This is a genomic window from Clostridium sp. D33t1_170424_F3 (genome assembly GCF_015667585.1).
Classification (GTDB): domain Bacteria; phylum Bacillota; class Clostridia; order Oscillospirales; family Acutalibacteraceae; genus Anaeromassilibacillus.
Genome location: NZ_JADPEG010000002.1, coordinates 110,649 through 131,721 on the forward strand (window position 1 = coordinate 110,649; position 21,073 = coordinate 131,721).

Consider the following 21,073-nt stretch of genomic DNA (forward strand, 5'->3'; position numbering starts at 1 on the left):
AAAAAGCACATTGGGGGCTGGTAACATGAGTAAAGAAACAACCATTTGGATTGTCATCGCTATTTACGCCATCTTCATGCTGGCAATCGGCGTGATCAACTCCAAAAACAGCAACGGCGGCATGGCGAACTTCACCGTGGGCGGACGCAACGCGGGCGCGTGGATTTCCGCCCTCTCCTACGGCACCGCGTATTTTTCCGCGGTTATGTTCATCGGATACTCCGGCGGCTCCGGCTGGAACTTCGGCCTGTACGCCACGCTGGTCGGTATCGGCAACGCCATTTTTGGCTCTCTGCTCGCCTGGATGGTTTTGGCCGGGCGCACCCGCGAGGTTACGCGCAGGCTGAAAATCAAATCTATGCCCCAGCTCTTTGAGATGCGGTACCAGAGCGGCGGCATGAAAATATTTTCCAGCGTGGTCATTTTTATCTTCCTGCTTCCCTATTCCGCTTCTGTCTACAAGGGTCTGACCAGCGTCTGTTCCATTCTCCTGAACATCGACGAGCGCGTCTGCATGATCATGATTGCGGTCGCCTCCGCGGTGGTGCTGGTTCTGGGCGGCTACATGGCTACTCTTAAGGCCGATTTTGTACAAGGCATTGTGATGATGTTCGGTGTGACGGCGCTGCTGGCAATGGTCGTCATCTGCCCGCAGGTCGGGGGGCTTTCCGAGGGCTTCCAGCGCATGACCGCCTACATGAGCCAGAGCGGCATGACGCCCATGAGTACGCAGAGCATCATCTCCCTGATTGCAACCATCGTGATGACCAGCTTCGGCACCTGGGGTCTGCCGCAGATGATCCACAAATATTACGGCATTCGCGACGCGAGGGAAGTCAAGCGCGGCACGATCATTTCTACCCTTTTCGCGCTTCTGGTCGCGGGCGGCGGCTATTTCATCGGTTCCTTCTCGCACCTGTTCTTTGGAGACACCATGCCTGCGGGCGGCAAGGACTATATCATTCCCAACATGCTGAACATGGCGGGACTCCCGAATATTCTGATCGGCATCGTACTGGTACTCTTAATTTCAGCGTCTGTCTCCACACTTTCCAGCATCACGCTGACCGCATGCTCCACCGTCTCCATGGACCTCATCAAGGGTAAATGGAAGCCGAAAATGAGCGATTCCAACGTTGCGATGCTCACCCGTATCCTGTGCCTGGTATTTGTAGTAGGTTCTTACATCGTGGCAAATTATCCAACGCCGATCCTGGAAATGATGTCATATTCCTGGGGCATCATCTCCGGCTCGTTCCTCGCCCCGTATGCAATCGCGCTGTACTGGAAGGGGATCAACCGTGCCGGCGCTTGGTCCGGTATGATCGGCGGCTTCCTGACGGCGTTCGTGCCGGTCGCCATCTCCGGATTCACCACACCGGACGGCCCGCTTTACGCATGCCTGGCAATGTTCGTTTCACTGGTGCTTTGCTTCGCGGTCAGTAAGATCGCCTCTTCCGCCGGTTGGAAAAGCGGCGAAACCAACGATTTCTTCTACAACGGCACGGCGGAGGAATGGCGGCAAAAGCATGGATATGTAAAATAATAAATCTTACAAAAAGAGGGACACAACCGGTTGTGTCCCTCTTTTTTGTCGAACGATTTCAAAATGCATCCGTCTGTTTGTTGTCTTTTGTTCGAAAACTGCGTATAATAAGGGACAGTATGCAAGGAATTCATAGGTTAAACTGTATTATCTATAGAACAGGAATGAAAATACAGGAGGAAAGACATGCCAAAGACGTATAGAGTCATCGCCCTGCGCAGACGCCGGATTAAAATTGTTCTGGGAGCAATCGCCGCGCTGGTATTGATCGGATTCGGCACAACTGCCCTATACAACAATCTGGCGGACGGCGCGGCCCAGTCCCGGGGCAACCCGGATACGCCCCCCACAGAATCGGTATCCGAATACATGCAGCAGTCCCCTTCCGGCGGTGCAAGCCCGCAGACGCCCGATCCCCGTTTGGACGACTGGCGTTTACAGCTGGTTAATGAAGAAAATCCACTTCCAAAAGATCACTCCATTGAAACCAGATCATTGCCCAACGGAAAGGAATTTGACGCGCGCGCGTTCGAGGCCCTTACTGCCCTGCTGGAAGCCGGCAACAGCTCTGGCCTGGACCTGATGGTCTGTTCCGGTTACCGGACCGTTGAAAGGCAAACCGAGCTGTTTGACGAGGAAATGGCTAAATATGAAAATCAGGGCTACTCCTATGAGGAAGCCTACGATGCGGCAAAAACCACCGTGGCCGTACCAGGCACCAGCGAACACAATCTGGGGCTTGCGGCGGATATCTGCGCCGTTGACCACCAAACGCTGGACAGCGACTTCGCCGATACGCCGGAGGGCAAATGGCTGAAAAAGAACGCCGCGCAGTTCGGCTTTATCCAGCGCTATCCGGACGGCAAACAGGACGTCACCGGCATCATCTTTGAGCCGTGGCACTACCGGTATGTCGGCAAGGAAAACGCGGAGGAAATCAATCGTTTGGGCATGTGCCTGGAGGAATTTATAGAATACCTGCAGGGTCCTCTCTCTTAAAAGCGTCAACCGGGCGGCTGGGAATTTCCCCGCCGCCCTTTTTATTTGACATGGTTCCATGCCCGCAATCCGGGAATCTTTTATTGTCATTCCCTGGTAAAGATAGTATAATAATCAAATACAGCGGCCGGATTTCCGGTATGGCAGGAGTCCGGCCGGCCCATACTGAAAAGAGAACCGTGCGGGCTGCATGCAGTCCGTGCGCCCGATAAAGAAAAGAGGAAATTTGGATGAGTCAACCCGATTTTCTGCCGGTACTGCTTGGCAGCGATGTAAACGTCTACGGCATGGCGCGTTCGTTTCACGAAGCCTACGGCATCAGGAGCGTTGCTGTGGGAAAGGGCCGTTTGAATGCAACCTCCAACAGCAAAATTGTCACTGTAGAGTGTGTGGAACCCGATTTGGAGGACGACGCCGTTTTCTGCAAGACCCTGATTGCGTTTGCGGGCCGCTATCCGGGCCGGACGCTTCTGCTGGTCCCCTGCGGCGATAATTACATCAAGCTGCTGGTGCGCAATCAGGACAAGCTGCGCCCCTATTACCGCTTTGAATGCATCGACGAAGCGCTGCTGATGCGATTGAGCATCAAGGAAAGCTTTTATCAGGTCTGTGAGGAACACGGCTTCGCGTTTCCCAAAACCGCGGCCTGCAGCTATGAAAATTACAAGGAAATTCAGCTTCCCTTCGACTTCCCGGTCATCATCAAACCCAGCAACTCCGTGGCCTATTGGAACTGCCACTTCCCGTATAAAAAGAAGGTGTTTGTCGCCTACAATCAACAGGAATTCACCGATATTCTGAACGCCATCTACAGTTCCTCCTATAAGGATCACCTGATCCTGCAGGAATACATCCCCGGTGACGACAGCAATATGCGCGTAATGAACTGCTACAGCGGACGCGATAAAAAGGTCAAGCTGATCGCGTTGGGACACGCCCTGCTGGAGGAACACTCCCCGGAAGGCATCGGCAGCTATGCCGCGATCATCAGCACCTGCGACCGGGAGCTGGCGGAACGCATGAAGCGTTTTCTGGAAGGCATCGGGTACATTGGCTTCGCCAATTTTGATATGAAATACGACCCACGCGACAAGCAGTACAAGCTGTTTGAGATGAACCTGCGGCAGGGCCGCAGCAGCTTCTATGTGACCGCCGCCGGATACAACCTCGCCAAATGGCTGGTGGACGACGTGATCGAACAGAAGAATATGGAGCTTACCGTCGTCACCAACGAGGTGCTTTGGAGCATCATCCCAAAAGATGTTATTTTTCAATATGTCAAAGATGCGTCATTGAAGGAAAAGGCGCGCAACCTTATCAAAGACGGAAAATACTGTCAGTCCATGCAGTATCAACCGGATTGGAGCCCGAAACATGCGCTTTCCTTCTTCCTGAATCAGATGAACTACCGCAAAAAGTATAAGAAATATTTTGGCAATAAGGGGCTGCACGAATGAAGACACTGGGTGTGATCGGCGGACTTGGCCCAATGGCAACCGCCTATTTTCTGCGCCGTATCGTAGAGATGACGGACGCGCGAACCGACCAGGAGCATCTGGACGCGATTGTGTTTAACCGGCCGTCCATTCCGGACCGGACGGCCTATATCCTGGATCATGCCAAGCCCTCTCCCCTTGTGCCCATCGTTGAAGCGGCGCAAAAGCTGGAAGCGCTGGGGGCCTGCTGTATTGCCATTCCCTGCATCACCTCCCACGCGCTATATAAGGAATTTTCCGCGGCGGTGCAGATCCCATTTCTGCACGCCTTGCGGGAAACCGCGCTGCATCTCAGGGAAAACGGCGTAAAGACCGCCGGCATTCTGGCGACCACCGGCACCGTGCGCGCCGGTCTGTTTCAAAACGCGCTTGCGGAACAGGGAATCGAATGCGTTCTGCCGGACGAAACCAACCAGCAGCGCGTAATGCAATTGATTTACGACGACTTTAAAGCGGGCCGCCCCGTTGAGCTGGACAAGTTCCACGCGGCCGCCAGCGCGGTACAAAAACAGGGCGCGGAATGCGTCATTTTGGGCTGTACGGAGCTTTCGCTCATCAAGCGGGATTCTCCCGTCGGCCCGGGCGTATTGGATACGCTGGACGTTCTGGCGCGCGCCGGCATCCTGCGCTGTGATAAACCGCTTCGCCCCACATACAATACTTTAATTACAAGAGAATAAACTGCCCAACGATAAGGAGGGACTGCCCATGTGTGGCTTTGTAGGATTTTTTACAAACGGATACGGCGGGGACCGCAATGCAGTCATTCGCGCAATGGCGGACCGCATCCGGCACCGCGGACCGGATCAGGATGACTATTACGTGGACGACGACGTCGCACTCGGCTTCCGCCGTTTGAGCATCATCGACCTGTCCGGCGGCTCCCAGCCCATTCTCAACGAGGACGGCACGATGGCGCTGGTCTTCAACGGAGAAATTTACAATTTTCAGGAGCTGCGCAAAGACCTGGTTGAAAAGGGCCATATCTTTAAGACCGCCACGGATTCTGAAGTCCTGTTGCACGGGTACGAGCAATATGGTGCAGCCTTTTTGCAGAAGCTGCGTGGTATGTATGCGTTCGTCATCTGGGACAGCAAGGCAAAAAAGCTGTTCGGCGCGCGCGACATCTTCGGCATTAAACCGTTTTACTACTATCGCAAAGACGGCGATTTTTTGTTTGGTTCCGAAGTCAAGAGCTTTTTGGAGCACCCCGCCTTCAAACCGGAGCTGAACGAAGAACGCCTGCCGGAATATATGTGTTATTCCTATATCCCGGACGAAGAAACCATGTTCCGCAATGTTTATAAGCTTTTGGGCGGGCACTATTTTGAATACCAGAACGGTAAAATGACCATTCAAAAATATTACGACATCCACTACCGGATCGACGAATCCAAAACATTGGAGGAATGGGAACAGCGCATCACGGAGGAATTCACCAGGAGCGTGGAAGCGCACCAGATCAGCGACGTGGAGGTCGGCTGCTTCCTTTCCAGCGGCGTAGATTCCAGCTACGTGGTAAAAGAAGTCTCCAAAGTGACGAAGGACGTCAAGACCTTTTCCGTCGGCTATGAAGAGGAAAAATACAGCGAACTGCCCTATGCGCAGGATTTTTCCAAAACCGTCGGCGTACAGAACATCAGCAACAAGGTCAGCGCGGACGAATTCTTTGAGGCCAACAAGGAAATCCAGTATTACATGGACGAGCCTCTGCCAAATCCTTCCGAAGTACCGCTGTATTTCCTGGCGCAGAATGCCCGCAGATACGTGAAAGTGGTGCTCTCCGGAGAAGGCGCGGATGAACTGTTCGGCGGCTATCCGATGTATTTAGCCGGCATGCACTTTGAATCGTATCGGAAGGTTCCCGCGGGTCTGCGCCGCGCCGCCGCTTCCGCTGCCAAAAAATTACCGGGCTTTAAGGGCAAAAATTTTATTGTGCGCGGCGGCATGGAACCCTACCAGCGCTTTATGCGCAGCAATTTTGTCTTTACCTACGGCGACGTCAACCGCTATTTGAAAAAAGACTATCACCAGAAGAATCCGGTTGACTATGCAAAGCCGTATTTTGACAAGGTCAAAGACCTGGACGAACCGAGCCAGCTGCAATACGTGGACATCCATACCTGGATGCTGTTTGACATCCTGCAAAAGGCCGACCGCATGAGCATGGCAAACTCTCTGGAGCTGCGCGTGCCGTTTCTGGATAAAAAGATGCTGGAACTGGCGATGCAGATTCCCTCCCGCTATCGCGTGCACGGAGACGTCACCAAGGTTGCGCTGCGCGGCGCGGCGATTAAACAGCTGCCGGAGCGCACCGCCAACAAAAAGAAGCTGGGCTTTCCTGTCCCGCTGAACGACTGGCTGCGCATGGACAAATACTACAACATGGTGCGGGAAAAATTTGAGGGCCCCGTAGCTGCGATGTTTTTTGACCAGGAATCCATTATGGAGCTTCTCAACGACCACAAAGCAGGCAAAGCCGCCAATATGCAGCGCATCTGGTCCGTCTATTCCTTCATCCTGTGGTACGAGCAGTTTTTCCAGCTGCAGCCTGCTAAGGCGCGGAAGTAATGCAAGCCGTTTCTTCCACGCGTCCCACCAGTACAAACCGAACGACTATCAAGCCAAAAAGGAAAGTATATGGGTGTTCTGATTGAAATTGTTCTTGCTCTCGCGGTACCCGCATTTTTTATCGCCGCCTTTTGGCAGGGCCTGACCGTCAGGCCCTATCCCATTAAAACGGAAAAGGTTTCCGCCGCCGTACGTTTGGCTGTTTTGACAGACCTGCACAGCAGCCGGTACGGCAGCAAGCAGGAAACGCTGATCCATGCCATTCAGGAACAGAATCCAGACATCGTTTTATTTGCCGGGGATATTGCGGACGATAAACTGCCGCACGACAACACCAAGTTGCTCCTTGCGGCGATTGGGAACCGCTATCCCTGTTATTATGTAACGGGAAACCACGAGTTCCGCACCGGTGAAGTGGAAAAAATCAAAGAGATGTTTCGCTCCTGCGGCGTCACCGTTTTGGAGGGCACAGCGGAAACCGTAATGTTAAATCAACAGCCGCTCCGCATCTGCGGCGTTGACGACCCAAGCGGCTTCAGCCTTCGCAAGGACCGCATCTCCGCCGGTTGGAAAAAGCAATTTCAAGCCTGCCAGGCGGCTGTGGGGGACGGCGTCTACACCGTACTGCTGTCGCACCACCCGGAGCTGATTTCGTATTATCAGGACAGCGGTTTCGACCTGATCCTGGCCGGTCACGCGCACGGCGGTCAGGTCCGCATTCCCGGTATCCTGAACGGTCTGTTCGCTCCGCACCAAGGCATTTTTCCCGCCTATGCGGGTGGGCGCTATCAGTTGGGCGGTACGACGTTGATCGTCAGCCGCGGGCTCTGCCGGAATCACCGACCGCGCGTCTTCAATCCTCCGGAACTTGTTATTGTCGATCTTCTGCCAGCTCCCGAGGAGAAAGGCGCGCAGCGCAACGGAGCCGGAACAGAACTTTTTAAAGCGCGCTATTAAAACAACTATTAGGTAAACTTATCATATTGCAAAAGTGGGCTGCCAGCGTAAAAAGCTGGCAGCCCATTCGTTACTTCCACTCTTATTCCTGCAAATAGCCTTTTTCAATACTCTCCTGAATCATCCGGTCCACAAACGGCCATACTTCCGGCATACCAATGCGGATCATGTCCATTCGTTTATAAACCTGCTCGCTCTTTACATCGCCCAATGCCCAGGTATGCCCCTGCGTCAAATAGTTGTTGAGGAAGGGCTGGAGCCGGTCGATTGCCGCGGCAAACTGCGCGTCCGGCGTCTCCGCCCGGTCAAATTCCTCCCACAGTGCGCGGAGCTCCGCCGCCTGATCTGCCGGCAACAGAGCAAACAACCGGTCCGCCGCTTCCCGTTCGCGCTGTTCCTTATCCAGATACCCCTGTTCATCATAAGCAAAGGTATCGCCTGCATAGACCTCCACCAGATCATGCACCAATGCCATACGCATCACATGTTCACAGCTGACGTTTTCCGGCGCATATTCCAACAGCAGCATCGCCATCAGGGCAAAATGCCAGGAGTGCTCCGCATCCGATTCCCGGCGGGTTTTATCGATCAGAATCGTGCGCCGGTAAACGCTTTTCATCTTGTCGACCTCCACCAAAAATCGCAGCTGCCGTTCCAATCTGCCTGTATCCATTTTCAGATGCACTCCTTTCGATTCAGCACGGCAGAAAACGCTGTTCCAGCCGTCCAACCATCGCTTCGTAGCGTTGCGCACAATCTTCCATTCGGTTCGCCTCCAGAGCTTTGAGACAGGGCTCCAGATCCTCCCGCCAGATGCAGCGGTAAATCGCTTCTCTTTCCGGGTCCCTCTCAATTCGCTCTACAATCATGGGCGCAAACAGATAATATTCTCGGATTTTCCGTTCCCCTTCCGGCTGCGCCAGCAGCCAATGGTCGCGGAATGCGCGGAACGCGTTCAGTTCCGCACAATCGTCTCCCTTGCCAAGGGATTCGCAGACCGCCGTGGTAATGAAGCACAGCTTCTTTTTAAAGCCGCGGCTGATGCCGGCAAAGTCCGCTTTCCCCAGCGGGTTCTTGGGATACTCCTTGTTCCAGCGCTCCAAAAAGTGATCCGCCAGAACGTCCGCCGCCTTGTGCCTGCTCTCCAGCATCCCTGGAATCAGGAACGCAACGACCGTATAGCGGTAGTCAAAAAATTTGGAGTCGTTCTTTTTTACGCCCTCTTTTTGAAAGTGCTCCAAATATTTACCCATTAAAAATTCGCTGAACTCCGCCGCCGCGCGGTCCATGGGACCGTTTTCCGCCGCCTTACAGTACGTGTTGATGACCGGCGCAAGCCGGACCGTGTAAGATTCGAAGGCCGGCGGATATTTTTCCGCCGTAAACTGCCGCATATCCGCGCGGAACGCAATTAGATCGCCGTCCATCAAACGCTTGGCCTCTCCCATCCAATAGACAAACAGCTCTTCATCCTGCTCCGATCCGTCCCGTCCTTTTAAAACCGAAGATACATCAATCGGCTTTGCACAGTACATGCAGACAACCTGCTCCGCATCGTCCGGCAGCTGCAGCACCTTGCCGCAGTGGGGACATTCCGCCGTAATAAAACGCATTTTCCGCACCTCTATTCGCAATCGCTTTGACGCGCCTGCACATATTCCTTGATCTTGTCGAACGTCTCCTCACTGAGGATATGCTCCATCCGGCAGGCGTCCTGTGCGGCGGTTTCCGCACAGACATCCAGCGCAAGCTGCAAAAACCGGGAAAGCGTTGTATGGCGCTCGTATACGGCGCCGGCCTTTTTCACCCCCGCCTCCGTTAAAACAATATTTCCGTTTTTCTCCATGACGATCAACTCCGCCTTGCGGAGAATACTCATGGCGCGGCTGACGCTCGCCTTTGTAAAATTAAGCTCGTTGGCTATATCCACAGAGCGCACAAATCCGTTCCGATTCTTTAAAATTAAAATGGTTTCCAGGTAATTCTCGCCTGATTCCTGAATTTTCATAAGACACCTCCTGTGTCATTGTGATTGTATCTTTTTAATTGTAGCAGTTTTCCTCAAAAATAACAAGAGAGATTCCGTTCCTTCATCTTTTTCGCTATATTTTAAACGCGCGCTTTATGGTAAAATAAAAGGCGTTTGCAGGAAAGTTCGCTTTTCCGCAGCCCTTTATATACAAATAGTATAATAAATAACAAAACTACCAAACGGACAGATAAAGGAGAAAAACACATGATTACCGTTTCCGATCTTGGCCTGAGCTTCAGCGGCCAGCCGCTGTTTTCCCACGTCAACCTGCTGTTTACGGCAGGCAACTGCTATGGCGTCATCGGCGCCAACGGCGCGGGAAAATCTACTTTTTTAAAAATTCTCTCCGGGGAGCTGGAGCCCAGCAAGGGTGATGTTGTCATTGACCCAAAGTTGCGCATGTCCGTCCTGAAACAGGACCACCATGCCTACGACGCATATACCGCATTTGAAACCATCCTGATGGGCAATCCGCGCTTATATGAGGTTCTCAAACAAAAGGACGCCCTGTATGAAAAAGAGGATTTCTCCGACGCGGACGGCGACCTCGCGGCGGAACTGGAAGCGGAGTTCGCGGAGCTGAACGGCTGGGAAGCAGAAACGGAAGCCGGGAAACTTTTACAGGGCCTCGGCGTAGACAATATGACCCTGTATTCGCAAATGGATTCTCTCACCGGCAGCGAAAAGGTCAAAGTTTTGCTGGCGCAGGCTCTGTTCGGGCAGCCCGATATTATTCTGCTGGACGAGCCGACGAACGACCTGGATGTGAAATCCATTTCCTGGCTGGAGGATTTTCTTGCGGACTACATCGGAACCGTGATCGTCGTTTCCCATGACCGGCATTTCCTGAATAACGTGTGTACCCATATCGTGGACATTGACTACAATAAAATTAAGCTCTATGTAGGCAACTACGATTTCTGGTATGAGTCCAGCCAGTTGATGCAGCGCGTCATGCGCGATCAGAACAAAAAGGCGGAGGAAAAAATCAAGGAACTGCAGGCCTTTATTCAGCGCTTCTCCGCCAACAAAAGTAAGTCCAAGCAGGCAACTTCCCGCAAAAAGCTGTTGGACAAAATTACCGTGGAGGAAATGCCGGCTTCCAGCCGCCGCTATCCCTATGTGGGTTTTGTAATGGACCGCGAGCCCGGCAAAGAAATTCTGGAGGTCGAAGGCCTTTCCAAAACCGTGGATGGCGTAAAGGTATTAAACAACGTGCGTTTCCGCGTCAATAAAGGCGATAAAATTGCATTCCTGGCTAAGAGCGATATTGCCCTGACCACGCTGTTTAAAATCCTGATGGAGGAGCTGGAGCCCGACGAAGGTTATTTTAAATGGGGCGTATCCACAACGCAATCCTACTTCCCGCAGGACAACTCCGCCTATTTCAACGGCTGCGATCTCAGCATTATCAAATGGCTGGAGCAATACGCGCAGGATACCACGGAAACCTATCTGCGCAGCTTCCTCGGCAAAATGCTCTTTTCCGGTGACGACGTGCAAAAGCCTGTCAATGTGCTGTCCGGCGGCGAGAAGGTGCGCTGTATGCTCTCCCGTATGATGATGTTCGGTTCCAACGCATTGGTGCTGGATCAGCCCACCAACCACCTGGATCTGGAATCCATTACGGCGGTCAACAACGGCCTGATCGATTTTAAGGGGATTGTACTGTTTGCTTCGCATGACCATCAATTTATTCAAACCATCGCAAACCGCATCATTGAAATCACTGAAGACGGCGTCATCGACCGCATGGGCACCTACGATGAATACATTGAGTATACAAACTCCTGATATATGCAGCATCTCCCAGCAATTTCCATACAAGCGCAGATTTTACGTTCATTCATGTGACAGTTAAGAGAACAAGTTCTCTTAACTGTCTTACAAAAAGCCCGTACAATCCATTTTTCATTTGGATTGTACGGGCTTTTTCATATCATTTGGGGCTGTCCGCCTGTGTATCTTTGTATAATCAACCTCTTTTTTAGCCCTCCAAAATATACTTTTGAATCGCCAACGCCACGCCGTCGTCCTGATTGGAAGTGGTCCGGTATCTGGCGGCTTCCATTGCATCCGGCGTACTGTTCCCCATGGCGACAGAACATCCGGCGAACCGCAGCATTTCAATATCGTTGCCGCTGTCGCCCACCGCCATCACCTCCTCCGGAGCGATGCGCAGCTGCTCACAAAGGTGGCGCAGCGCGTCACCTTTACTTGCATCCCTGTGGTTTAACTCCAAATTGCTGCCCGCGGATGAGACAACGGCAAGCTCCGGAATGGCGTCAAATGTCTTCCAGAGCTCTTCACGCAGTGGAGACGGCACGTGCGCCAGGTTGCATTTTTCAATGCCGTCCGGATGCTCCTGTATGAATGTGCGCAGGCTGTCCACCTCATGTTGTGTCTTTCGAATTTCTGTAATGAACGCTTTTGAAAAGGGCAGTTCATCCACATGCTTCATCAGACGTTTTTCCGTATAAATGTTTCCCTCGCAATAGAACTGTATCAACAAGCCGTAGGGCTCCAGCATATCTAAAATGTTTGCAGCAGTTTCAACCGGGATACACTTTTGATAAATCACTTTATCTTCCCGCATATCGCGCACCGACGCACCGTTGGAATTGATCACATAACGGACTTCGTCCATCCGCAGAAACACGTCCGGCAGCATGGAAAACACCCGCCCCGTAGCGGGAACCACCTGTACCCCCTTTTTCGCCGCTGCACAGATTGCCTGCCGTACCGCCGGGGTAACCGTCAGATGATCGTCCAGAAGTATCGTGCCGTCCATATCCAGAGCCACCAACCGAATCGCCAATTTCTGCCACTCCTTCTCTTTTCTCAAATTCAGATAACGTCTATAGTATACGCAACCACAAAAAAGATTTAATTGCGGCGGATCAATTAGCATCATCCCCTGTTCCCAGATTTTCTTCTTTCTCCGGCGAAAAAACTGTTGATTTTTACCACACAGAAAAATTTTGGAAGAATGACCAACAGGGACGCTGTTTTGCGGACTCATTATTTCCCCAAACGGACTGGCAACAAACAAGCATTCTGTCCATAGAATAGAGGTATGACAAAAGGCGGCATCACAACACACGGCTATTTAGCCTATTTACAAGCCGGTTATATACTGATTGTTGATATAATGCCTCCTTAATACAAATTGGATAGGGGCGATTCTATGCTGACGGCTCTGCTCTCCTGTGCGCTCTCCGGACTGATTTTTTGGGTTCTGCATGTCACCGGAGCCGGTTCTTTCCCAAGACCGCTCACCGCAGAAGAAGAGAAAGACTGTCTGGAACGCCTGCAAAACGGGGATCAGACAGCCCGCAACGAACTGATTGAGCACAATTTGCGGCTGGTTGCACATATCATTAAAAAATACTACTCAAACACAAACGATCAGGACGACCTGATTTCCATCGGTACCATCGGCCTGATCAAAGCAGTCAACACGTTTGACAACTCCAAGGGAATCCGTCTTTCCAGTTACGCCGCGCGTTGCATTGAAAACGAAGTGCTGATGTTTTTCCGTGCCTCCAAAAAGAGCGCGCAGGATGTTTCTATGAACGAACCGATTGACACCGATAAGGACGGCAACGCTTTGACGCTGATGGACGTTATGGCAACGGAGGACAACATCGTTGACAACCTGGATTGGAAAATCAAATCTGAACAGCTGAAACGGTACATATTGGAAACTCTTTCGCCCCGCGAACAAACCATCATCGAGCTTCGCTACGGACTCAACGGCGACCTTCCGCTGACCCAGCGCGAGGTAGCGTCAAAATTAAAAATTTCACGTTCCTATGTTTCCCGGATTGAAAAGAAAGCGCTGCTTGCTTTAAAAAAGAAATTCGACAAGCCCAGCAAATGACTGCCAGAATTTACAGATGGCAGTTACTGCAAACGACCACTTAACAAGACCTGCACGACCACTCTCTTCCTTCCCTCCTCTCTAAAATAACGGAGTCCCCCGGCCAAATGGCCGGGGGACTCTCAGTTGGTTCACTTTTTAGTGCTGTTTCAGATCAGCCCACGGTAACCACACAGCGGTTCTGTGCCACCTGATCCGGGGTCTCCGCTTCCAGCAAAGTCCATTTTAGGCAATTGTGACAATACAATGCTTTTGCGGTACATTGTTGGGCAGTTGGGTATAGACGCCGGTGCTTGTGCCAGGTGCGCCGACTGCCCACACTCTGTAATAATAATCGTTGCCAATCTTCGCGACAAACTGTGTCTTCAAAACGCCGCTGTTGCCGACCGTGAAGTTCGGAACAAGGTTGTTGCCGTTGACAACGGTCATCTTGAAGCAATACGCACTTCCTCTCTTGAGGATAAACGGCAGCGTTGTATCGGAAATAACCGACGCCGCCTGTGCAACTGTCGTGCCGCCTGCAACGACGCCCGGAGTAGTAACGGCAACCAGCGTGCCTTCTCCGGAGGTCTTTCCGGAATTGGAGGTGTTCTTATTGCCGGAGGAAGAACCGCTGCTTCCGCCGCTGCCCTTGCGCTCCAACTGCGCGTTCGCGGCCTGCAAACGGTTGCACTTCTCGTTCACAAATGGCTGATCGTCTTCACTGAGCTTCTCATTTGCCAACGCATTCTTTGCATCCTTGAGGGCATCCAGGAACACGCGGACGCTGCTTGCCGTGTAGCGGGAGGTATCGACCTTTTCCATCTCCGCAATCAGCTCTGCCAGCTTCGATTTATCCGCCTTCAGACGCATGTTTGCAACTGCCTCTGTCAACGTCTTGACCGCCGCATCGACTTCCTTCTGCGTATTCTCTGCGGTCATTTCTTCCGCCGCATCCAGCGCTTCCTGCAGCTTGTTAAAGCCGCTGTCGATGTAGCTGTCTCTGTTTGCAATAATGTCCTTTGCCTGCTGGATCATCTTCTCCAGCTCGCTCAGATCCGCCTTCATCTGCCGTTCATCCAGGGCTTTCATCAGCGCGTCGTAAGCCTCCTGGATAGAATCGTCCATTGCGTTTTCATCTGCAATGACCTCTTCCGCCATTACAACTGCCGCCGCAATTTTTTCCATACTGGCTTCCGTGTACAGTTCCGGATCAACCGCCTTGGCAATGTCGATCAGACCCTGCAGCGCGGTCTTGTCGCCCGGCTGGAAACTGAGGAGATGCAGTGCATCAAGCAGCTCGCCCCACGCATCATTGATTTCCTTCTGGGTGGCGGTCTTTTGTTCATAAACTTCTTCGGCTTGTTTGAGCGCCTTCTCATACTTTGCTTTTACCACCGGAACGGCCTGCGCCGCTTCTTCCGCACAGGATTCCGCATAAGAGATCGTTGCACCCAAAATGCTCTTATCGACTGCTTCAAAGCTGAGGTCTACTTCAACCGCCTTGTTCGGCATATCGATGGTATACGTATAAGCGTCTGTGTCAAATTCCACTGCCTCGCCATTGACGGTAACACCTGCGAAGCTTCTGCCCTCTACAAACGGTGTAAAGTCCAGCGTAAGCGTTGTCCCAGCCAGTACCTTTGTTTCATACTTGCCAAGCAGATTTGCCAGCTTCTGCACCTCGCCGTCGATGGACAGGCTCGCGTTCTTTGTGTAACGGACCGTGATGGTATGCTCTTCCGGAATCGGCGTGCCGACCGTTACTTCACAGCTTGCCTGGAATTCCGTACCCGGAACGCTCGCTGTAACAACTGCTATGCCTTCCTTCAGCGCGGTGACCACGCCATTTTCGTCCACTGCCGCCACATCCGGAGCAGAGGAGATCCATGTAAGTGCCGTTTCGCTCAAATTCGTCGGATAGATATCCGCCAGAAGCGTATAGCTGTCATCTACATCCAGGGTAAGCGCTGCATCACGCATGACGATTTCTGTCATATCCGGCGTATTATATGCGCGGATTTCCGCCGCGGAAGAATAGTTGCCGACGGAGGTGATGGACATCAGCTTGAGGTTGGTTACGGTTGTAGCCGGGAAATGGACTTCCTTCCAGCCGTCCTCTGCCTTCCACTCGCCGGAAGCAATCTTTTCATAGGTCGCGCCATTGTCCTTGCTGGCAAGCAGTTCAAACTGCTTAATGGTACCATTGCCCGCGCCGGATCTCGGCAGATACCGGTAGGTGTTGACGACGGTCGGTGCATTGAACTTAATATCGATCCACTGCTTATCTCTGGAAACGCCGCTCCAGTTGGTATGCCACATGGTGCTTGGATCGTTATCCAAAACCTTGGAGGCCGCTTCACTGGTGGAGTTTGCATCTCCCGCTGTAGCAGTCATTTTGCTGATCGGGATCGCCTCCGGTACGGACTGGGTGCGGACGCATGCCGCGCCGCCGACATTGCCGGACGCATCCGTCGCTGCGACTGCGAAGTAATAGTTTCCGTCACGGACGATTTCGTCCACAAAGGAGGTTTCATTTATAGTGACAATCAGAGTATCTTCGGACGGTACAAAGTCCGCCTTGTCGGAACCGTAAACGTTGTAGCGCACAAAGCCGCTGTCGTCCGTGGACGGCTGCCAGGTCAAAGAGACCAGGCCGTCGTAATCCGCAGAAGCCTTCAGACCTGTTACGTCTGCCGGCGCCTCGGTATCGGGCTCTACAGAGCCTTCCTCAAAGGTCAGCGTCCAGTTGACCGTCTGGTTTTCCGCAGCGTCCATGATCAATTCCACATAATTGCCAAACGCGCTGTGTACAAAGCTCGCCGTTACATTTTCATTGTCGACCTTCAGATCCTTTGCAATCAGCTCGTGGCCGTCCAGCGGGATGATCGCCTTGTAGGTATCGTTGCCGACTACCTCAAACGTACCGGTCATGGTCTTGCTGGCCGCATCGTATGCAATGTTCTTCGCGTCAAACGCGCCCTGCAGGACATGTCGGTTGGTGGAAAGCAGGTACGGGTCGTCACGGACTTCGCGGACGGCCATAGTACGCATTTCGTTCTTTCTGACGCGCTGGCTCAGGATCTCGCTGCCCTGATATTTGCCGATGTAATCCCAGTTCCAGAAGTCCCAAACCTCGTATTCTTTTTCCGGGTCAAGACCGACGCCGCCGAACGCGGTATCTTTGCCCAGATCCGCCTGCATGGTCTTGGTCTGGCTGCTTTGGTTCCAGAACATCAGGATATGGTCGTCATATTCGGAATCAAATTTGTAATCAAAGTACTCCGGAATGTTTGTGCCGCATTCGAACAGTCCGACCGGGCGGGCGGAAATGCCGTCAATCGGGAATGGAACAGAGCGGCCGATATCCTTGATTTTCTGATCATCCATACGGGTAACGCTCTCACCGATGGTCATTTTTCCAAACAGGAACGCGGTGCCGGTGATCTGCGCGCGGCGCAGGTCGAGATCGTTGTCCTCAAAGACCTTAACGTCGGAATAGAGGAGCTTGGTTTTTCTGTGGCGGTACCACTGGTACATCGCCGTGCGGGCGATTTCCGGGGAGAACTGGTTGGTATCGCCGATGGTGCGCTGAATATCGATCAGGCCGATCGCCAAGTCGGAGCCGCTGTGCTCCCAGGAGTTTTCGGACACGCGCATATCGGGTCCGACATACTTCTTCGGCAGCGCAAAAATATTGCGGTATGCGGATACCGTCGTCGCATACGGGTCCTCAAAGCCGCCGGTCTTATCCAGCAGATAGCCGCCGCTCTTGCCATGGTACTGTCCCGCATAATCAAAGAACAGAGAGCGAATGCCCGCGTCCTTGATGTTGGCGTACACATCCGCCATATGGGCAATGAAATCCGGATCGGTGTAGTCGGGCCCTTCCAACGCATCGTTGTTAAGCATGTGCTCCGGATACTGCTCGCAGTAGTCGTCGGAACGATAGGAAGCCTGCATATAAAGGCCGCCCTCGCCGCCGGCATTGTTCATCGCCTTGTTCCAGTCTTTAATGGTCGGATAGGAATCCGTCATATGGCCAAACTGCTTCCAGTGCGCATCGTCCCACCAGAGCTGCTCGTTCGGGTTCACATAGGTATCCGGCTCCACGCGCAGGTTCGGGATCGCATAATTTGCCATGCCGCGGTCCACGAGATCCTTGACCTCCTGTACCGCGAAGTCCGCGTTATTGGAACCCGGGGTCAGCCAGTTGACATACCAGAGGCACTCATAGTAATACGGGTCAAAGTCGATCAGATCGACCTCCATCGCATCCGCCTGCTTGGTCGCATAGGCGTCCAGGGAATCGTAGGGGTTCTTTTCTGTAAAGTTGATCAGCGCCTTGTCGCCCATATAGAGCTGTCCGGCGTCGACCAGCTTGCCCGTATTGTCAAAAATGCGGATTTTCGCATCCACGCTCTTTCTGCCGTTGTTTTCCAGGGACAGGCCCGCGTTGTACGCGGTGTCGATGGTGTTCTGGAACTCATAGGTGGTCAGGCCGCCGATGAGGAAGCTTTCCTTCTCCGGGTCGTTCCGGTAGGAGAGCATGGTATTGTTCTTGGAGGTTGCCGTCGCGCCGTTCACAACGCGCGGCACAGTCCAGTTGCCTTCGCCGGTCAGAATCGTATGGTCTTCGGCCGGGTCGGGGCCAACAAAAATACCACCGCTGCCGGCATAATTGGCAATGATCGGGTACATCTGCATCAGCTTGACGCCCGCGCTGGTGTTGTTGACCATACCGGCGGTCAGGATGATATCGCCGCTACCGTCTTCCAGCGTGATATCCAGCACGATGCTGTTTACGCCGTCTTTTTCACCGATCATACGCATGGTTTTGCCCGCAAAGCCGTTCTCCGTTACGTCTTCCATACGGAATACATACCCGTTGGTGCTCTTGTCGTCATTGACCTGTGTATAGGCGTTGAGCACATACGGCAAGCCGCTTTCCTGCTCATAAACTGAATAGCGGCCGGTCAACTCATCATATACAACGCGGACCAGGTCGTTCTGAATCATGGCGAATGTATCGCCCAGCTTTACAATTTCCGTCTTTTCCGGAACCGCGACGTCTCCCAGGCTGGTAAAACCGACTTCCGCCGTAATGTTTTCGCCGCCGTTCGCGGTTGCCACCACCTTAAATGAGCCGCTCTTTAAAATCGTCAGCAAGCCGTCCGCGTCAATAGTCGCCACATCCGGATCATCGGACTGCACAGACCAGATGATGGACTTGTCCGTCGCAATGATCGGATAGACGGTCGCCTTCATTTGCACGGAGCCTAGCTCCTGGCGGATGGTTTCGCCGTCCTCCGGCGCAATAACCAACCGTTTAACCGGGACCACTTCGCCGTAGTCGCTGTCAAAGAAGATACCGTTGACCACCGCGTTCGTTTTAACCGGGCTGTAATTTTCATTATTGACTTTGACGTCAACAGAGCCGCTGAACGGAATGGTCACATATTTGCCCTTGGAGATGGTGCCGATTTCCGTCTTTTTGGATATCGGAATATCCGTTCCCGGCTGGAAAAGCTGGTAGCTGACCGCTCTGCCGTTTTCATTTTCTGCCAGTGCGTAGAACGTGAGGGTATGCGTATCCGTATCATTTACACGGATGCGCACCGTCAGGCACTTGTCGTCAAAACGGTAGGAAATTTTGCGGGCGCCCGTTTCGTCGTCTGGATTAACGAGGCCATACGGCAGTGTTGCCGCCGTGCCGGTTTTCGCGGTGTAGTTGCCATTGCGGTCTTCCACGCCGTAAGTAATGCCGTCCACATAATAGGGCAGCTTCTCCACGTCGACGGAACCGGTATTCCAAGCGTTCAGCACATATCCGTCCCCGCCGTAAGTGCCGGTCCAGTCACCCATCGTTGTCTCGTCGACCGTCCATTCGGAAGCTTCGCCCTCAACCACGCTGAGCACGCAGCTGCCGCTGATTTCGGTGCCGTCCTTCGCTGTCGCAATCACGTTGTAATTGCCCGGCGCTTCGACACTCAGCAGGCCGGTCTCGTCAATTGCAGCTTTTCCTTCGTTTTCGGCCTGCATGGCCTCCACAGACCAGGAAACCTCTTTGTTGGCCGCATAGGACGGCGCAACGGAAGCACTCATCTGGATTGGGAAGTCCGACTCGTCAAACGAAGTCTGTCCATTTGGCGCGCTGACGGTAACTTTGCGCACCGGCACATCGTCATAGGCCAGTGTGTCAAAGAAGACGCCGCTGATCACGACGTTTGTGACCAGTTCTTTAATATTCTCATTCAAAATAACCACGTCGACATCCCCGCAGAATTCCGCGGAAGCATACTGGCCATTGATAAAGTTCGAAATGGTTACTTTATCGGAAAGTGCGCGGTCCGTGCCAGCCTCAAAAATCTGATAGCTCTGCTCGCGGTCCTGGCCCTCCGCCGCATAAATTGTAATAGTATGCATTTCCTCGTCGTTGACGTCCACATGCATAACTATCTTTTCATCGTCAAAAATGTAACCCAGACGTTTCTCTTCGCCTTCTACCGCGATCTTGGATACGTCCGGCGCGCCGCTCTTCAGCCATGTGCCATGGCGCGCAAAGTAAGAATAGGTAACCCCTTCCACATAGTCGGGATAATTGTCCCGCGGCGTCCGGTTGCTGGTACCCGTACCGTCGTAGGCGGGCAGCGTATAGCCATCCAAACCATATACACCGTTGAACGAACCGTTGGTTTCCTTGTCGACCGTGAAGAACGTATCCACCGGTTCAAACGCTTGTGCCTGCGCGACCGCGCCAATCGGCCCTGCCGAGAACAGCATGGTACACGCCAATACCGCTGCGGCGAGCTTTTTGCCCAGCCGTGTTTTCATAAAATCACTCCTTTTCAACTCTTAACTGTCCTTCATTCTTCCGAGATTTTATGCAATTGAACCTCCTTCCTCCCCATTTTATATCTAAAAGGGAGATCGATTATCTCCCTTTCAGCTCCGCTTATTATATATTTAAATATAATTTACCAACATAGTATATATAAATTATCCATGTTATTAATTCTTTTTTATACTATTGCTATATAATGGAAGTATTTTATTTTGCATAATTACATGTTTATCCACTCACTTAAACGGCAAAATAAAAAGCAGTTTGAAAAAATCTTTTCATGATTTTTCCAAACTGCTTTTTTTATTGTTTCAGCCCTTACTCCGGCTGCCCCGTTTTTTTAATTGCGCAACGGTCTGCATGATCAGTTCCACGTCCTCCGGGTCCAGCTCCAAGTCCTGCGCCGTTTTGGCAAGGTTCAGGTATACGCCGTCAATCTGCGGCGCCAGCCCTTCCGTTTTTTCTTCCCATCCCATCAGATAGGAGGGCGTCACCTCAAAAACCTCCGCCAGCTTCGCAATCGTGGCCCGTTTCAGGTTCTCCACACTGCCGTTTTCATACTTTTGAACCGCCGCCTTCTTTACGCCCAGCAGCCGTCCCAGTTCTTCCTGCGTCAGGCCGCGGGAGGTCCGCAGCGCCTTAATTCGCTGACCTACTTCCATCCTCTCCACCATCCTTTAACTGGCTTTATCATACCATACTTTTGATGGAAATTCAATCCGAATCCCATTGAACCGGGACTGGTAAAGGGGAAAATGGCTGCTGA

The 21,073-nt window shown here is 52.6% G+C and carries 14 protein-coding genes; 8 read left to right on the forward strand and 6 right to left on the reverse strand.

What is annotated here, in order from left to right; translation table 11 throughout:
• Positions 1 to 25: 25 nt before the first annotated feature.
• The 6 genes from I4V53_RS01920 to I4V53_RS01945 all read left to right on the forward strand — a co-directional run bounded on the left by I4V53_RS01920 (position 26) and on the right by I4V53_RS01945 (position 7,569).
• Positions 26 to 1,546 carry a sodium:solute symporter family protein gene (locus tag I4V53_RS01920; protein WP_195983722.1) on the forward strand — a complete coding sequence of 507 codons (1,521 nt, stop codon included), beginning with the start codon at positions 26 to 28 and terminating at the stop codon, positions 1,544 to 1,546.
• A 186-nt stretch (positions 1,547 to 1,732) separates the two neighbouring features.
• Positions 1,733 to 2,545, forward strand: coding sequence for a M15 family metallopeptidase (locus tag I4V53_RS01925; RefSeq protein WP_195983723.1), 813 nt, complete (start codon positions 1,733 to 1,735; stop codon positions 2,543 to 2,545).
• A gap of 230 nt (positions 2,546 to 2,775) precedes the next feature.
• Positions 2,776 to 4,002: a carboxylate--amine ligase gene (locus I4V53_RS01930; RefSeq protein ID WP_195983724.1), complete on the forward strand. Its 1,227-nt coding sequence runs from the start codon at positions 2,776 to 2,778 to the stop codon at positions 4,000 to 4,002.
• A complete protein-coding gene (gene cuyB / locus I4V53_RS01935; protein WP_195983725.1) occupies positions 3,999 to 4,721 on the forward strand; it encodes a cysteate racemase in 723 nt (240 codons plus the stop codon). The genes I4V53_RS01930 and cuyB overlap by 4 nt, the downstream gene beginning before the upstream one ends.
• A 28-nt stretch (positions 4,722 to 4,749) precedes the next feature.
• The gene (asnB, locus tag I4V53_RS01940) at positions 4,750 to 6,612 is read left to right on the forward strand and encodes an asparagine synthase (glutamine-hydrolyzing) (RefSeq protein WP_195983726.1); all 1,863 of its coding nucleotides are present in this window, start codon (positions 4,750 to 4,752) and stop codon (positions 6,610 to 6,612) included.
• Between the two features lie 69 nt (positions 6,613 to 6,681).
• Entirely contained in the window at positions 6,682 to 7,569 is an 888-nt protein-coding gene (locus I4V53_RS01945; protein WP_195983727.1) for a metallophosphoesterase, read from the forward strand.
• 82 nt (positions 7,570 to 7,651) lie between these two features.
• Here the strand turns inward: I4V53_RS01945 and I4V53_RS01950 are convergent, their stop codons facing one another.
• The 3 genes from I4V53_RS01950 to I4V53_RS01960 are packed head-to-tail and all read right to left on the reverse strand — an operon-like array spanning position 7,652 to position 9,577.
• Positions 7,652 to 8,242 carry an HD domain-containing protein gene (locus I4V53_RS01950; RefSeq protein WP_195983728.1) on the reverse strand — a complete coding sequence of 197 codons (591 nt, stop codon included), beginning with the start codon at positions 8,240 to 8,242 and terminating at the stop codon, positions 7,652 to 7,654.
• 22 nt (positions 8,243 to 8,264) lie between these two features.
• On the reverse strand, positions 8,265 to 9,182 hold the full coding sequence (locus I4V53_RS01955; protein ID WP_195983729.1) for a CFI-box-CTERM domain-containing protein: 918 nt from the start codon (positions 9,180 to 9,182) through the stop codon (positions 8,265 to 8,267).
• An 11-nt stretch (positions 9,183 to 9,193) separates the two neighbouring features.
• Entirely contained in the window at positions 9,194 to 9,577 is a 384-nt protein-coding gene (locus tag I4V53_RS01960) for a metal-dependent transcriptional regulator (protein WP_195983730.1), read from the reverse strand.
• 228 nt (positions 9,578 to 9,805) lie between these two features.
• Between I4V53_RS01960 and I4V53_RS01965 the strand changes: the two genes are divergently transcribed.
• Entirely contained in the window at positions 9,806 to 11,395 is a 1,590-nt protein-coding gene (locus I4V53_RS01965) for an ABC-F family ATP-binding cassette domain-containing protein (RefSeq protein ID WP_195983731.1), read from the forward strand.
• Between the two features lie 193 nt (positions 11,396 to 11,588).
• Here I4V53_RS01965 and I4V53_RS01970 read toward each other — a convergent pair whose 3' ends face one another.
• Positions 11,589 to 12,419: a Cof-type HAD-IIB family hydrolase gene (locus I4V53_RS01970; RefSeq protein ID WP_195983732.1), complete on the reverse strand. Its 831-nt coding sequence runs from the start codon at positions 12,417 to 12,419 to the stop codon at positions 11,589 to 11,591.
• Between the two features lie 369 nt (positions 12,420 to 12,788).
• Between I4V53_RS01970 and sigK the strand changes: the two genes are divergently transcribed.
• Positions 12,789 to 13,484 carry an RNA polymerase sporulation sigma factor SigK gene (sigK, locus tag I4V53_RS01975; RefSeq protein WP_050698864.1) on the forward strand — a complete coding sequence of 232 codons (696 nt, stop codon included), beginning with the start codon at positions 12,789 to 12,791 and terminating at the stop codon, positions 13,482 to 13,484.
• Positions 13,485 to 13,709: 225 nt separating this feature from the next.
• On the opposite strand, the gene I4V53_RS01980 is transcribed toward sigK, so the two are convergent.
• Together I4V53_RS01980 and I4V53_RS01985 are read right to left on the reverse strand one after the other, a co-directional pair.
• Positions 13,710 to 20,297, reverse strand: coding sequence for an Ig-like domain-containing protein (locus I4V53_RS01980; protein WP_195983733.1), 6,588 nt, complete (start codon positions 20,295 to 20,297; stop codon positions 13,710 to 13,712).
• A 321-nt stretch (positions 20,298 to 20,618) separates the two neighbouring features.
• Complete coding sequence (locus I4V53_RS01985; RefSeq protein WP_195983734.1) at positions 20,619 to 20,969, reverse strand: helix-turn-helix domain-containing protein; 351 nt, start codon at positions 20,967 to 20,969, stop codon at positions 20,619 to 20,621.
• Between the last annotated feature and the right edge of the window lie 104 nt (positions 20,970 to 21,073).

Bases quoted from the DNA above. Each gene is read 5' to 3' on its own strand.
- I4V53_RS01960 (WP_195983730.1), bottom strand. From the start codon at position 9,577: ATGAAAATTCAGGAATCAGGCGAGAATTACCTGGAAACCATTTTAATT.
- I4V53_RS01925 (WP_195983723.1), top strand. From the start codon at position 1,733: ATGCCAAAGACGTATAGAGTCATCGCCCTGCGCAGACGCCGGATTAAA.
- I4V53_RS01950 (WP_195983728.1), bottom strand. From the start codon at position 8,242: ATGGATACAGGCAGATTGGAACGGCAGCTGCGATTTTTGGTGGAGGTC.
- I4V53_RS01945 (WP_195983727.1), top strand. From the start codon at position 6,682: ATGGGTGTTCTGATTGAAATTGTTCTTGCTCTCGCGGTACCCGCATTT.
- I4V53_RS01965 (WP_195983731.1), top strand. From the start codon at position 9,806: ATGATTACCGTTTCCGATCTTGGCCTGAGCTTCAGCGGCCAGCCGCTG.
- I4V53_RS01980 (WP_195983733.1), bottom strand. From the start codon at position 20,297: ATGAAAACACGGCTGGGCAAAAAGCTCGCCGCAGCGGTATTGGCGTGT.
- asnB (WP_195983726.1), top strand. From the start codon at position 4,750: ATGTGTGGCTTTGTAGGATTTTTTACAAACGGATACGGCGGGGACCGC.
- sigK (WP_050698864.1), top strand. From the start codon at position 12,789: ATGCTGACGGCTCTGCTCTCCTGTGCGCTCTCCGGACTGATTTTTTGG.
- I4V53_RS01920 (WP_195983722.1), top strand. From the start codon at position 26: ATGAGTAAAGAAACAACCATTTGGATTGTCATCGCTATTTACGCCATC.
- I4V53_RS01955 (WP_195983729.1), bottom strand. From the start codon at position 9,182: ATGCGTTTTATTACGGCGGAATGTCCCCACTGCGGCAAGGTGCTGCAG.
- cuyB (WP_195983725.1), top strand. From the start codon at position 3,999: ATGAAGACACTGGGTGTGATCGGCGGACTTGGCCCAATGGCAACCGCC.
- I4V53_RS01930 (WP_195983724.1), top strand. From the start codon at position 2,776: ATGAGTCAACCCGATTTTCTGCCGGTACTGCTTGGCAGCGATGTAAAC.
- I4V53_RS01985 (WP_195983734.1), bottom strand. From the start codon at position 20,969: ATGGAAGTAGGTCAGCGAATTAAGGCGCTGCGGACCTCCCGCGGCCTG.